Origin of the sequence: Natrinema halophilum, from assembly GCF_013402815.2 — an archaeon.
Taxonomy (GTDB): domain Archaea; phylum Halobacteriota; class Halobacteria; order Halobacteriales; family Natrialbaceae; genus Natrinema; species Natrinema halophilum.
In genome coordinates this window covers 3182147-3194621 of the sequence record NZ_CP058601.1, presented here as the reverse complement: position 1 = coordinate 3194621, position 12475 = coordinate 3182147, and the positions used below count along the sequence as shown (strand labels likewise).

The 12475-nt window shown below is 59.6% G+C and carries 12 protein-coding genes and 1 tRNA gene; 5 read left to right on the top strand and 8 right to left on the bottom strand.

Annotation, left to right across the window (positions count from 1 at the left end):
* The first annotated feature begins 326 nt into the window (after positions 1-326).
* The 3 genes from HYG82_RS36160 to HYG82_RS36150 all read left to right on the top strand — a co-directional run bounded on the left by HYG82_RS36160 (position 327) and on the right by HYG82_RS36150 (position 3436).
* Positions 327-399: transfer RNA gene (locus tag HYG82_RS36160), tRNA-Asp, on the top strand.
* A 222-nt stretch (positions 400-621) separates the two neighbouring features.
* Positions 622-1032: a group I intron-associated PD-(D/E)XK endonuclease gene (locus tag HYG82_RS36155; protein WP_179262297.1), complete on the top strand. Its 411-nt coding sequence runs from the start codon at positions 622-624 to the stop codon at positions 1030-1032.
* 232 nt (positions 1033-1264) lie between these two features.
* Positions 1265-3436, top strand: coding sequence for a bacterio-opsin activator domain-containing protein (locus HYG82_RS36150; RefSeq protein WP_179264564.1), 2172 nt, complete (start codon positions 1265-1267; stop codon positions 3434-3436).
* 1043 nt (positions 3437-4479) lie between these two features.
* On the opposite strand, the gene HYG82_RS36145 is transcribed toward HYG82_RS36150, so the two are convergent.
* From HYG82_RS36145 to HYG82_RS36125, 5 genes are all read right to left on the bottom strand, one after another.
* Positions 4480-5250 carry a protein-L-isoaspartate O-methyltransferase family protein gene (locus HYG82_RS36145; RefSeq protein WP_179262295.1) on the bottom strand — a complete coding sequence of 257 codons (771 nt, stop codon included), beginning with the start codon at positions 5248-5250 and terminating at the stop codon, positions 4480-4482.
* Between the two features lie 45 nt (positions 5251-5295).
* Complete coding sequence (locus tag HYG82_RS36140; protein ID WP_179262293.1) at positions 5296-5904, bottom strand: protein-L-isoaspartate(D-aspartate) O-methyltransferase; 609 nt, start codon at positions 5902-5904, stop codon at positions 5296-5298.
* A 117-nt stretch (positions 5905-6021) separates the two neighbouring features.
* A complete protein-coding gene (locus HYG82_RS36135; protein WP_179262291.1) occupies positions 6022-6675 on the bottom strand; it encodes an HVO_0476 family zinc finger protein in 654 nt (217 codons plus the stop codon).
* A gap of 216 nt (positions 6676-6891) precedes the next feature.
* The gene (locus HYG82_RS36130; RefSeq protein WP_179262289.1) at positions 6892-7473 is read right to left on the bottom strand and encodes an LURP-one-related/scramblase family protein; all 582 of its coding nucleotides are present in this window, start codon (positions 7471-7473) and stop codon (positions 6892-6894) included.
* Positions 7474-7624: 151 nt separating this feature from the next.
* A complete protein-coding gene (locus HYG82_RS36125; RefSeq protein WP_179262288.1) occupies positions 7625-8575 on the bottom strand; it encodes an aminopeptidase in 951 nt (316 codons plus the stop codon).
* 230 nt (positions 8576-8805) lie between these two features.
* On the opposite strand from HYG82_RS36125, the gene HYG82_RS36120 reads away from it, so the two are divergent.
* Both HYG82_RS36120 and HYG82_RS36115 read left to right on the top strand, forming a co-directional pair.
* Positions 8806-9819, top strand: a complete 1014-nt coding sequence (locus HYG82_RS36120; protein ID WP_179262286.1) for a type II glyceraldehyde-3-phosphate dehydrogenase — start codon at positions 8806-8808, stop codon at positions 9817-9819.
* Between the two features lie 95 nt (positions 9820-9914).
* Positions 9915-10316: an Hsp20/alpha crystallin family protein gene (locus HYG82_RS36115; protein ID WP_179262284.1), complete on the top strand. Its 402-nt coding sequence runs from the start codon at positions 9915-9917 to the stop codon at positions 10314-10316.
* Positions 10317-10353: 37 nt separating this feature from the next.
* On the opposite strand, the gene HYG82_RS36110 is transcribed toward HYG82_RS36115, so the two are convergent.
* From HYG82_RS36110 to HYG82_RS36100, 3 genes are all read right to left on the bottom strand, one after another.
* Positions 10354-11226 carry an ATP-grasp domain-containing protein gene (locus HYG82_RS36110; RefSeq protein ID WP_179262282.1) on the bottom strand — a complete coding sequence of 291 codons (873 nt, stop codon included), beginning with the start codon at positions 11224-11226 and terminating at the stop codon, positions 10354-10356.
* A gap of 282 nt (positions 11227-11508) precedes the next feature.
* Positions 11509-12039, bottom strand: a complete 531-nt coding sequence (locus HYG82_RS36105) for a 50S ribosomal protein L16 (RefSeq protein ID WP_179262280.1) — start codon at positions 12037-12039, stop codon at positions 11509-11511.
* A 198-nt stretch (positions 12040-12237) separates the two neighbouring features.
* On the bottom strand, positions 12238-12468 hold the full coding sequence (locus HYG82_RS36100; protein WP_179262278.1) for a helix-turn-helix domain-containing protein: 231 nt from the start codon (positions 12466-12468) through the stop codon (positions 12238-12240).
* Positions 12469-12475: the final 7 nt, after the last annotated feature.

Below are 12475 nucleotides of genomic sequence, written 5' to 3'. Positions count from 1 at the left end.
GAATTTTGGTTCCGTGAGGGAACGCATTGTGTATCCCGGCCACGTCGAGACCGACGAGTGATGTGTCCGGAACTTGAAGAAGAAGATACCAAATGCAACGAGCAAGGTAACTGTAGTTCAAACCGCTTCAGTTGGTCTCTTTCGATTCGAAAGTAGACCGTTGACTACAGATATCAGAGACTGAGAGGCGAACACCACCAATGTGTGACTGGGCGGTGACGCTATTTGCGAGTAATTGCTACGGAGAACGTATTCTGTCACGGAAAAACACAATCGAAGAGGGAGCAAAACCCTTAATACCGTCACCCGGAAACGAGGAGTTGCGAGCCCGGGTGGTGTAGTGGCCCATCATACGACCCTGTCACGGTCGTGACGCGGGTTCAAATCCCGCCTCGGGCGTTTTCTGGACTCTGTACTTTCGAGCAGTTGCCGGCAGGTATTCCGATTTCGAAAAGCTACACAGAGTGGTTGGACAGAGGGTAAAACTCTGTATACCTCTGGTGAAAGCTCCGTGGACTCAGACGGGTTCGCGTTTCTATTTTCTCCAAGCACTGATCATTGGTAGTGAGAGGAAGGACATATAAAGACGGTTCCGAATGCATTCATGATAAGTCTATTTAAATGAATACTAAACAGGTCGGTGACGAAACCGAAGCGCGGATTATCACAGCACTCATCGCAGAGGGCTATTCCGTCTCGCTCCCGTTCGGTGACAACGATAAGTATGATCTCGTTTTAGATACTGGGAAGAGATTTCTTCGAGTACAGTGTAAAACTGGATGGGTAGAAGGTAACGTTGTTCGCTTCAAGACGGCTAGCAAAACGACTACCGATGGAGATATGACGATGGAAGACTACGATGGGGAGATTGACGCGTTCGCCGTACGATGCAAAGAAAACAACGAGCTGTACTGGGTACCGATTGAAGACTGTGGAAAGAAAAGTACGTACCTGCGATTGACCGAACCGAAGATTGACCATCCAAACGTCAACCATGCAGAGACGTACCGATTCGAGGTTCGGCTGCCGTAATCGTCTTCAAGGCGTCGGTTGAATATCGGCGTTCTACAGTATAGCAACTGTGAGAATCTATCTATGACCACAGTTCAAATATCGACTGTCTGGCGTTCCCTCGTATAAACAATTAGTGGATACAGGACATATATCCTAATATATTAGTACTATCGCGTTGTCAAGTTATATAAGCCGACGATCACGTGAACTGATGCCCGTCCCAAACAACGATTCGTCGGTTACGCGGACCATGGCACAACCGATAACCGTACTCGTCGTCGACAACGAACCGGATTTCGCCGCTCTCGCTGGAGAGATGCTCGAGCGCGAGCACAAGTCGATCGTCACCGTCGGGGCGACGGACGCCACGGAAGCGCTCGAGGTACTCGAGCGGCGGGAGGTCGATTGTATCGTCAGCGATTACGAGATGCCGGAGATGACCGGACTGGAGTTGCTCGAGGCGATCCGTGAGGATGATCCCGAATTCCCGTTTATTCTGTTTACGGGGCGCGGATCCGAAGAGATTGCTAGCGAAGCGATTGCAGCGGGGGTAACCCAGTATCTCCAGAAAGGGTCAGGGAAGGAGCAGTACGCACTGCTCGCGAATCAAATCACGAACGCCGTCTCCCAGTACCGCACGGAAACGGAACTGCGAGAGAGCGAGCGACGCTACGAGCGGACGCTCACGACGTTGCACGAGACGACTCGGGATCTCATGCGAGGAGAAACGAAAGAAGAGATCTATCGCTCCGCGGTCGAGACAGCGGGCGACATTCTCGACGTGGCAGTCGCCGCGGCCTACGCGTTCGAGCCGACGGCCGGGATGCTCGAGCACGTCTCGTCGACGCAGCAGTCCCCCAATCGGGTCGATCCGGAGATGACGTTCGATCGGGGAGAGGGGCTCGTCTGGGACGTGTTCTCGGAAGGCGAAAGCGTGTATTACGAGGACGTGACGCGAGAGGACAGCGAGGGGGTGGATAGCGCGCGAGCAGACGGCGAAGCCGTCGACGGCGTCGAAGCGACGGCGGGTGCAGTAAGCCGGTGTGAACTAATCGTCCCGCTCGGAACTCATGGCGTGCTGGTCGCAGGAACGGGCGACGTCGACGGGTTCGATGAGACGATGACGGAGCTGGTACACATTCTGGCGGCCAATACTGAGGCCGCACTGGATCGGGCCGAACGCGAGCAGTTGCTTCGGGATCACGACCGGACGCTTACACAACAAAACGAGGAATTGACCCGTCTCAACCACACAAACGAGATCGTTCGCGAGATCAACCACGGTGTTGCACAGGCGTCGACGCGCGAAGCGATCGAGGAAACAGTGTGCGAACGCCTCGCCGACACGGATCGATATCGGTTCGCATGGATCGCGGCAAGCGACGACGAACCGCCTGTACCGACTGCGTGGGCCGGAATCGATGCGGCCTACATCGACCGTATCCGCGAGGATAGTGGCCGCGCTCCCGAGGTCGAACTGGTTCGCGACATACTCGAGTCGGGGGATGTCGTGTTGATTCCCGACGTTCTCGAGGCAACGGAGTGGCAATCGCGGCGCAAAGAAGCATTGACATACGGATATCAAACGGTACTCGGCGTCCCGCTCGTTGCCGACGAGCGACAGTACGGTGTACTGGGTGTTCACGTCGCGGGAGCTGATTCGATGGGCGAAAGCGAGCGCGAAGTGCTCATAGAACTCGGGGAAACGATCGGCCACGCGATTCGATCCGTCGAACGAACTCGAGCCATGGTGACAGACAGCCGGATCGAGCTCGAACTCGCCGTCGGTGGCTCGCGACTGTTGCTCAATCGCCTCTCGGATTACATTACAGGAACCGATCCGATCACGCTCGAGGGGGTCGTCGATCGCGGAGAGGACGGAATCGTGCTGTTCGTGAGTGCGCCAACGACAGCGGATCTCACCTCGCTCGAGGCAGCGTGGGCCTCGATTCAGACGCTGTCGGTAGTTTCGGAAGGGGACGACGAAACGCTGTTCGAGTTGACTGTTGCGACGACGCCGTTTCTCGACGTTTTGCAAACATATGACGTGCAAGTCCGAATGGCGTCAGCCGAACGTGGCACGTCGACGCTCGTTCTCGAGGTCCCACAGCGTGTCGAAACGCGATCGTTAGTCGAAGCGATCAGGGAAGAATATCCGGAGACAGAACTGGTAGCAAAACGGGAGACGACCCATACGCGGACGGCGCGACAACTCGATACGTATCTCGCGGAGCAACTCACCGACAAGCAGTTCGAAGCCCTCCAGGCCGCACACTATAGCGGGTTCTTCGAATGGCCGCGAGAGAGTACCGGCGAGGACCTCGCAGACGCACTCGACGTCTCACCGCCGACGTATCACTATCACCTTCGGGCAGCAGAGCGAAAGCTCGTCGCACTGGCTTTCGACAGAGATCCTAATTAATTAGTATGGTATTGCGTCGCTATGTAACTGGTTAGAAGCTATACTTAATCAGTAACCATCCATACGTTTAGTTGGCGATCTGAAATAGACAGTCGCCACCCCCCCAATCCCCCACCCCCTTTCCTAGGAGTGTGCGTTGCACTGATAGAGTATGGTACGATCGTTCGGCTGGTGACATCCTCTCGCCGTAAACAGCGAAGGTTCCTCGAAGAGGACATCGAGATTGCGCATTTTCTCGGGAGCGAGGGACGCTTTCGCGTCCACCACATGGTCGCCATCCAATTATGACCGAGGACCTGCTTTGCAGCGCGTGGAGCCGTGTCAAAGCGGTCTCCCCACCCATCTGCAATAGGCGTTCCACCGGGACGGAATACTGACCGTCCCTCCGCGACACGGGAGTCAGCCTGCTGGGCACCACGGCAGGTCCAGTTTCGGCAACGTGTACGAGTCGAGTCCCCATCACCGTTCGTCACACGTGAACCGATTAATGCACCGCTTGCAGCCGATCCCGTACAACCGAGGGTGTTCCCTTGTTTCCGACAGGATCTCATATGCTAACATGCGCTGACTTTCGTGAAGGGGTATCGACATCGGTCGTAGCGGATAGACATTCAGTATCGCTATTGCGTCCTTCGATACTAATCATATAGAACATAACGGAGAGAATCACTAAACAATTATAGATCATATTTAACCAGCCGTGGCTCGTACCAGTAATTGGCGATCTGAGATAGATTGTCGCCACCCCCCCAATCCCCCCATCCCCCCTTTCAGTACTTCCCCCACCCCTTTCCGTACTTCACATTGTATAGGGGTGTTCGTCGAAAATCGGTAGTAGCCGCTTTTCCAGTCGTCACCGGCGGTGAAAAAGCAACGGCTCAACTCGACGAGAGGCGACCGTCTACGGAGGCGTGTGAGATGATACCTCTCGTACTCAGAACGCAACGCGTACCGGTGTGCGTACGGAGTTCGAATCCCCTCGCAACGCTGGAAACCGACAGAGTCGACCCAGGGAAGGGTGACTGGGACGGCCACACGGCCGTCTACCGTGAGCGGCTGCGCCGTGACTGCGGGTCCGTCGCCTCGTCCCACTCGATCCAGTGTTGTTCCCAACCGCGGTGAGATTCGGCGCGTCGCTGGGCTCGTTCCCGATCTTCTCGCGTCATCCGATTTCGTTCGACCGCACCCGACTGCTCGCCCTCGACCAGCAGCGGATCGAACGAAACGGCGTCGAACCGATCAGCCTCACCGTCGGCTGAGATAGCCTCGAGGTGCTGTTTCTGGGTGCCACGCGGCAGGACCAATCGACCGCCATCCGCTAACTGTTCGAGCAGCGCCCGAGGCGGCTCGACTGCTGCTGCCTCGAGCAGAATACGGTCGAATGGCGCGTACTCCGGGAATCCGTTTGCGCCGTCGCGACAATCGACGAGAACGCCGTCGTATCCGGCCTCTGCGAGGTTCTGTCGGGATTCGACGACCAGCGGCCGGGAGATGTCGACGGCGTGAACGTTCGTCTCACCGACGAGTTCGGCAATAACGGCAGCCGTATAGCCGACGCCGACGCCGACGATAAGAACGGATTCATCGTCCTCGAGGGCGAGCGCCTGTATCAAGCGAGCAACTGTCCGCGGAGCGAGGACGCGAGTGCCGAGCGCCTCGTGCTCGCGGTCCGCGTAGGCCGTTCGTTCGTCGTCGACAAACGCGTGACGGGGGACGTCACGCATCGCGACGGCCACGTTCTCGTCGACGAGAACGTTTTTCGGCGCGGACTCGAGGCCATCGACCATATCCTCGCGCAGTACCGCGGGGTCCATACGCCAGCTATCGCACCGGCCATTATCAATGGCGCGCTTGCGCGGTCAACCGTCAACCGACCCACGCATCTGAACGAAGCGAACGCCGCCACGATCGTTCCGGTCGAGCGAGCCGTCCGATCGCTTGGTTGCGTCGACGAGCGTCTGCCGGCCGGTTCCAACCGGAGCGAGCAACTGTCCGCCTGGTCGGAGCTGATCCACGACAGACGCTGGAAGCTCCGCCGTCCCACAGGTGACGTACGCAGCATCGTACGGTGCGTGCTCGGCCCAGCCCTCGCGACCGTCACCGGTACGAACGGAGACGCCGTCGTAGCTCAGTTTCGCAAGTCGATCGCGGGCTTGCTGGGCGAGGTCGGCGCTGTACTCGACGCTGTAGACGTTTTCGTCGCCGACCAGCTCAGCCGTAACCGCGGCATGATACCCACAGCCGGTACCGATCTCGAGGACGTCGTCGCCGGGTTCGGCGTCGAGCAGATCGACCATTATCGCTACCATGTGCGGGGCACTGATCGTCTGACCGTCGCCGATCGGAAGCGGTCGGTCGGCGTATGCGCTGTCCCGTCTGTCCGGCGGGATGAACTCGTGGCGCGGGACCGAAGCCAGCGCGTCGAGGACGCGGTCGTCATCGACGCGCGGTGAGACGGTCTCGACCATTCGCCGTCGTGATGGATCGTCGCTATCGAACACGGTTCGGGTTCGGTAACGCGCTCGAGTGTAGTAGAGAATGGGGTAGCGAATACTGGGCGATCATCGGTGCTCACGCCCGGTCCGTTACCAGGCAGACCAGGCGCTACTCTGCTCGTCGTACGCGTAGACGCGCTTTAGGTCCTTGGCGAATGCGGTATCGCCCTCGACTTCGAAGCGGTCTCGCTGGTATCCGGCGGCGTCGTCACGAACGACGAACGCGTCGATTTCGAACTCGTCGTCGCCGAATGACTCGATCGCGCCGACCTCGAACTCGTAGTCACCGGGAACGTGGACGGTAACGCTCCGACTGTCGTCTCGTGACCCGTCTTGTGGGTGGACGGTGACGTTGACCGCAACGTTGTCGACCTCGCGAGTCCAGACGGTTTGGATTTCGTCGGCGGGAGCTTCATCGACGCGCCGCTGGCCACCGAGTTCGACGCTCGTCACGCGAACGGTCGACAGCACTTCCTCGGTCTCGAGGATGAACTCGTCGCCCACCTCGATCGATTCGTCTTCGGGTGTGGTGACGTTCGCCGTGAAGGACTCGCCGCCCTGGGAAACCACCACGTCGAGGGTGACCTCGCGCTCGCTATCCGGCTGAATTTTGTGGACGTGACTACACTCGCTGCATCGAACGGTCACGGTGCCGCCGCCTGTCGTGAGCACCTCGTGGACCGTCTCGAGATCCGGCGAACAGGATGGACAGGGCGTCGGGACCCGATCCGGTGTCTCGGTCATAGAACACGGTATACGCTACGCACCTAAAAGGCGATTGAACCCGTCGGAGTCCCGATCCAGATATGGACTACCGGGCCGACGTGCGTACACTCGAGTACACTCGGCGCTCAGACTCCGGACGGAACGGGCGTCGTATCCATCCCGATTCGACTTACGCGCCTGGTCGCCGCCATCGATCGCCGTATCCGATGCTGCAAGAAGCGATGCTGGGAGATACTAATTGCCCTGAATCGCGTCGATCACCATCGCAGCCGCTACGATCGGCTCTTTTGGAACGGAACTGGCGTCGTCGATGGCGATTTCGTAGCGATCCCGCAGGGAAAACTGTCCGCTGATGGAACCGACGTGTGCGCTATCCTGATCAGAAATTTCGTACTTGTGTGGAATCCAGCCGCCGAACGGAACGACGTTCCGAGCCAACGTTATCATCGCACCTCGAGAGTTGATTTCCGCCAGTTTCACCTCGGAGGTCGCATCGCGGATCTTCCATGTGTCCTGGAAGATCGAATAATCGTTGTCCAAGATAACGAGATCCTCGCCGGTCTGGGCGTCCGATAGAACGTAATTCCCCGCAATATCAAGGACTCCGCCGGCATTTACCGTGAACACCGTGTTTCCCTCAGCATCGACGAAGGGAAACTCCTCTTTCATCTTGAATCGCTTCTGTTTCCCCCTGAGAACGACGTTTCCATCGGCGTCGAGCGCCCTGTACTTGCTCCGAATGAGCCCCTGTTCGACCGTGTAACGGTCGTCAGTGAGTTCGATCCCCTCGATATCGTATGATCGAGTAGCGGTCATCAGACATTATCTCACACGCCACGCACTTGAAACTAGTATGTGGATAAATGACAATAGAGGAGGAATCGCCCCGAGAATACGGATAACGCGAGTGTACTGGTACCGGCGGTCGACCCACGGTCGCGAAAACAGATGTTCCCAGCTCGACGTATCAGTCCGCTGTCGGAAGGTCGATCGGAGTGCCGTCGGCGAAGACAGTCGGCTCTCGGATGATCCCATCGAGATGGATCGGCGCATCCGTGTCACCGCCGATCCCCGCATCATCGCCGATCGCGATATGAACTGTCCCGGCGGCCTTCTCGTCTAGCAGAACCGAACCGACCAGTTCTGTGACCGCGACGTTCGTTCCGATACCGAGTTCGGCAAGGTTGTATGCAGCATCGCCGACTGCATCGGCTGCATCTTCGATCTCCTCACGAATGTCGTCGTCGGAGACGTCGGTGACGTATCCATCCTCGACCTCGAACGAGAGAGTTCGACCGTTCTCGAGCAGTCCGTGGGGCATCATCGTCCCATCGACGACGAACGTCCCGTCGGCAGTTTCCGGGCTAATGAACACCTCACCGGCGGGTAGGTTCGACATCGCGCCCGAGTCGTGGACGATTCCGGTATCCGAGAGCCACGATCGGCGGCCGAGGCCAAATGTGATGTCCGTTCCGGCCGCGGACGTCACGCGGATTTCGTCGGCCCCGTCGACCTGCTCGCGTACGGCCTCGCAGTGAGCCGCGATCGACTCGTAGTCGGTATCCAGCCCCGTCGTGAAGACGTCCTCGGTGATCCCGGGAAGCGTCGCAACTCGGGTCCCGGCCTCGTTTGCCTCGGTCCGGGCACGGGTATGACTCAGGCTCTTGGTCGTCGGCGCGAGGACGACGTCGGCACCAGCCATCGCCGCCGCAACGGGGTCGGGCGGTTCGCCGCCGTGGGTCTCGCCAGGCGGATACCTGACGATCACCGCAGCATCGGTGACCTCGCCGGCAACCGCGTACAATGCCTCGCCGATCGGTTCGCGCTCGTCGTCAGTGACGATCGCACACGACTCCCCCGGATCGAGACCGAGACACTGTTTGACAGCCGTCTCCGCCGCGGCTCGAAGTTCGGTCATACGTGACCGTGCGGAGAGCGAACCGATATGTCTTGCCTTCGGGTCGACTCGCGACCCCTCTTTCAATCTTTACCGCCTATCGAGTCGGTGCGGAGAGACGAACAGGATTATACGATAGGTGTGAACGAATAGCTAGACGGCCTCGAGAGGGATCGAAAACTCCGATTCGAGTAAAAATCGGCTGAAAGACCTCGAAACGATTATCCCGCTCGGTGGATCACTCCGAGTACATGCAACAGGTCGCCATCAACGGCTATGGCACGATCGGTAAACGCGTCGCGGACGCCGTCCGACAGCAACCCGATATGGAAGTGCTGGGCGTCGCGAAAACGCGGCCGAATTTCGAGGCCGAAACAGCGATCGAAAAGGGGTTTTCCCTCTACGCCGCCGTCGAAGACCGGGCCGACCAGTTCGGCGAAGCCGGCCTCGAGATCGCTGGCCCCGTCGAGGATCTCGTGGAGGCCGCCGACGTCGTCGTCGATGCAACGCCCTCGGGAATCGGCGCTCGAAACAAGGAACTATACGAGGAGTACGAGACGCCCGCGCTCTACCAGGGCGGCGAGGACGCAGACGTCGCCGACGTGAGCTTCAACGCACGCTCGAACTTCGAAAACGCCACCGACGCCGATCACGTGCGCGTCGTCTCCTGTAACACCACCGGCCTCTCCCGAGTTATCGCCCCGCTTCAGGAAGCCTACGGCGTCGAAAAGGTCCGCGCGACGCTCGTTCGACGCGGCGGCGACCCCGGTCAAACCGACCGCGGCCCGATCAACGACATCCTCCCGGATCCGGTGACGGTTCCGTCCCACCACGGTCCCGACGTCGAAACTATCTTCCCAGACCTCGATATCGATACCCTCGGGATGAAGGTGCCCGCTACGCTGATGCACATGCACAGTCTGAACGTCACCCTCGAGGAGGAAGTCGACCCATCGGACGTTCGCGAACTGTTCGCCGACGAGTCGCGTCTGTTCTTGATCCCCGAGCGGATGAACATCGACGGGAGCGGCAAGCTCAAGGAGTACGCGCTGGACGCGGGCCGACCCCGCGGCGATCTCTGGGAGAACTGCATCTGGGAAAAATCCGTCTCGACAGTGGGCACCGACCTCTATCTGTTCCAGGGCATTCACCAGGAGTCGGACGTGGTACCGGAGAACATCGATGCAATTCGAGCCGTGACCGGCGCCGCCGACGCGGAAGAGAGTATCGAGACGACCAACGAGACGTTAGGGATCGGCCTCTAGCGCCGTGACGGGGCGACAGACCGATACCGCGGTCGGAAGATCGTTCGTATAGTAACGACAGAAAGTTTTTGCCAGCGGATACCCTAAGTCCCCCCATGCGCCGAGACGACCGCGACGAACCCTTCGACGACCTGTTCCGCGAAATCGAGCGGATGATGAACGAGATGATGAACGGTGCCGACCCAAACGTCGATTTCGACTCCTCGAATTCTATCGACAGCGGGTTCGGGATGGACACGCACGTAGACATCCACGAAACCGACGACGAGGTCCGCGTCGTCGCCGACCTTCCGGGCGTCGAGAAGGACAACATCGAACTCGAATGCGACGGCAAAACCCTGACCATCTCCGCGGAGAGCGATCACCGCCAGTACGACGAGCGCGTCTCGCTGCCGACCCGCGTAAACGAACACACCGCCGCCGCGACCTACAACAACGGCGTCCTCGAGGTCGTCTTCGATCCCGCGGAGCAGTCCTCGGACATCAGTCTGGAGTGATCGATCAGTCGCGGTCGAACGAACTCGTTTTCAGTTTTCAGGATCGATCGGCGACCCGGCGGATCGCAGACGCGAGTCGATCGTAAAACCCAGGTTCGTACTTCGTTTCCTCGTCGATCGTCGGCCGCGCGTTCGTCTCGTTGACCACCAGCCTGTCGCCCGTCTCGAGCAGATCCACGCCCAGGAACGGAATCTCGAGTTCGGCGGCGACGGACTCGGCGAGGTCGCGCCAGGGTTCGGGAAGATCGACCCCGGTCGCTACGGCGCCGCGGTGAACGTTGTGTTTCCACTGGCCTTCGTGCACAGCCTCATCGGGCAATCGGCGCTCGACAGCGCCGACGTACTCCCCTTCCAGAACCATCACCCGATAGTCGGTCGCGTTCGGGAGGAACTCCTGAACCAGAAACGACTGGTCGTCGGTCGCCCGGTAGTCGTGGACCAGTGAAAGGTAGTCACAGATCCCCAGAAACGAATCGAGGTCGTGGGCCTTCGCGACGCCGACGCCTCGCGTCGTCGAGTTCGGTTTGACCACGACGGGCGGTTCGAAGCGGTCGAAGACCGCCGCCAGCTCGGCTTCTGAAACGTCGTTCGAGACGAACACGGAGTCGGGAACCGGGAGGGCTGCTCGATCGAGTCGCGCCAGCACTTCGGCTTTGTTCCGCGAGGTCAGGACGGCCTCGCGCCTGTTGAGCCACGGCACCTCGAGCAAAGTGTCGGCGACTCCGCCCTCCATCAGCCGGCCGGGATACACGTAGCCGACGTCGTACTCGTCGGGCACCCACGGCGGATCGCCCAGCGCAATCGTCCGCTCGCGCACGGGTACGTGATGGACCCGTATCCCACGTTCGGCCAGCGGTTCCTGCATCCGCCGGAACGTCTCCTGATCGTTCGCGACCGCGAGATCGATCATACGAGGGACTCGGAGCAGACAGGCAAAAAGGTGCTCGGGACCGATCGGTTCGGTCGCGTATCCGGAGTTCCGAAGCTTGGTCGAGCGGGCCGGCGACTGTGTGATGTGATACACAGTATCGAGCGGTCGGAGGCTGAGTCCCCCGAAACGAAGTGAACGAGAGCCCGGAAGTCCCACCGACACACCGGACTTTCAGTTCAGTTACTCGAAGCCGAGCAACAGGAAGTTCCGCTCAGAGACGAGAAAGTAGCGTGCTCTCGCACGACTGAACGACCCGTCGCTTCAGGCGATGAGTTGCGCTTCGCCTTTCTCGACGACGACTCGGCACGGCGGCGAGATCTTGTTGTACGCGCGTCGGAGCGCGTCCTTGGCGAAGTCGGCGTCGTCGATGTCACACCAGATGGTGAAGATGCGCTCGCCGGCATCCATGCGGGCGGCAGTGCCGACGATCTTCCCGAAGGCCTGGCGCATCCCGTCAGAGACACGGTCCGCTCCGGCACCGGTCGCCTGTTTGTTCTCCCGGATGACGTGATGGGGGAACTTTCGGAGGATCATCTTGTAGTTCCCCTCGCCGGCGTTTTTCAGCATGTGGCGGTTCGCAGACAGGCGCGAGGCTTCGAGTGAGCCGTGACGGATCTGGACTTCTTCTTCGGTGACGAGGCTGATCTGGACGGGGTAGTCCTCGGGGTCTGCCTTGACGTCGCCCATCTTGTGCTGTGCAATCTTCGAACCCGGGATCCCAGTAATGTATTCGCGGCGCGTGTAGGCCGGTTTACTGATTTCCCGATACATGGAGGCGGGTTTGTCGGACATGGTTGTGGTTACTTACGCAAACGCAGGCCCACCGCGCGGATAAAGGCTTCGAAGCGCCGCGTCGGCCGGTTTGACGAGCGAGCGTCTCGATCGGTTCGAACGAGGGATCGAGGAGTTGTCGTCTGCAACGCCCATCCAGGTGCCGACCGCGGTCCGAAACGGTGGGGCGATGAGTACTGGCCGGGGCCGCCGCCGAGATCAATTCGCGAGAACGTACTCAGCGTCGGTCTGCTCGATCAACCCGCGACCCGAGAGCGAGGCGAGCACGCTCAGGATCGAGAGTTTTCGCATGTTCAGCGTCCGATGAAGGTCCGCCACCGTCGCTCCGCCGGACGTCTCGAGGGCGAGGTACACGAGTTTTCCCTGCGGAGAGCCGATTTCGGCCGGAAGCGGACTGATTCGGTCGATCGGGTCGGTCTGTTCTAGCATCGTATGA

Bases quoted from the DNA above. Each gene is read 5' to 3' on its own strand.
- HYG82_RS36155 (WP_179262297.1), top strand. From the start codon at position 622: ATGAATACTAAACAGGTCGGTGACGAAACCGAAGCGCGGATTATCACA.
- HYG82_RS36150 (WP_179264564.1), top strand. From the start codon at position 1,265: ATGGCACAACCGATAACCGTACTCGTCGTCGACAACGAACCGGATTTC.
- HYG82_RS36145 (WP_179262295.1), bottom strand. From the start codon at position 5,250: ATGGACCCCGCGGTACTGCGCGAGGATATGGTCGATGGCCTCGAGTCC.
- HYG82_RS36140 (WP_179262293.1), bottom strand. From the start codon at position 5,904: ATGGTCGAGACCGTCTCACCGCGCGTCGATGACGACCGCGTCCTCGAC.
- HYG82_RS36135 (WP_179262291.1), bottom strand. From the start codon at position 6,675: ATGACCGAGACACCGGATCGGGTCCCGACGCCCTGTCCATCCTGTTCG.
- HYG82_RS36130 (WP_179262289.1), bottom strand. From the start codon at position 7,473: ATGACCGCTACTCGATCATACGATATCGAGGGGATCGAACTCACTGAC.
- HYG82_RS36125 (WP_179262288.1), bottom strand. From the start codon at position 8,575: ATGACCGAACTTCGAGCCGCGGCGGAGACGGCTGTCAAACAGTGTCTC.
- HYG82_RS36120 (WP_179262286.1), top strand. From the start codon at position 8,806: ATGCAACAGGTCGCCATCAACGGCTATGGCACGATCGGTAAACGCGTC.
- HYG82_RS36115 (WP_179262284.1), top strand. From the start codon at position 9,915: ATGCGCCGAGACGACCGCGACGAACCCTTCGACGACCTGTTCCGCGAA.
- HYG82_RS36110 (WP_179262282.1), bottom strand. From the start codon at position 11,226: ATGATCGATCTCGCGGTCGCGAACGATCAGGAGACGTTCCGGCGGATG.
- HYG82_RS36105 (WP_179262280.1), bottom strand. From the start codon at position 12,039: ATGTCCGACAAACCCGCCTCCATGTATCGGGAAATCAGTAAACCGGCC.
- HYG82_RS36100 (WP_179262278.1), bottom strand. From the start codon at position 12,468: ATGCTAGAACAGACCGACCCGATCGACCGAATCAGTCCGCTTCCGGCC.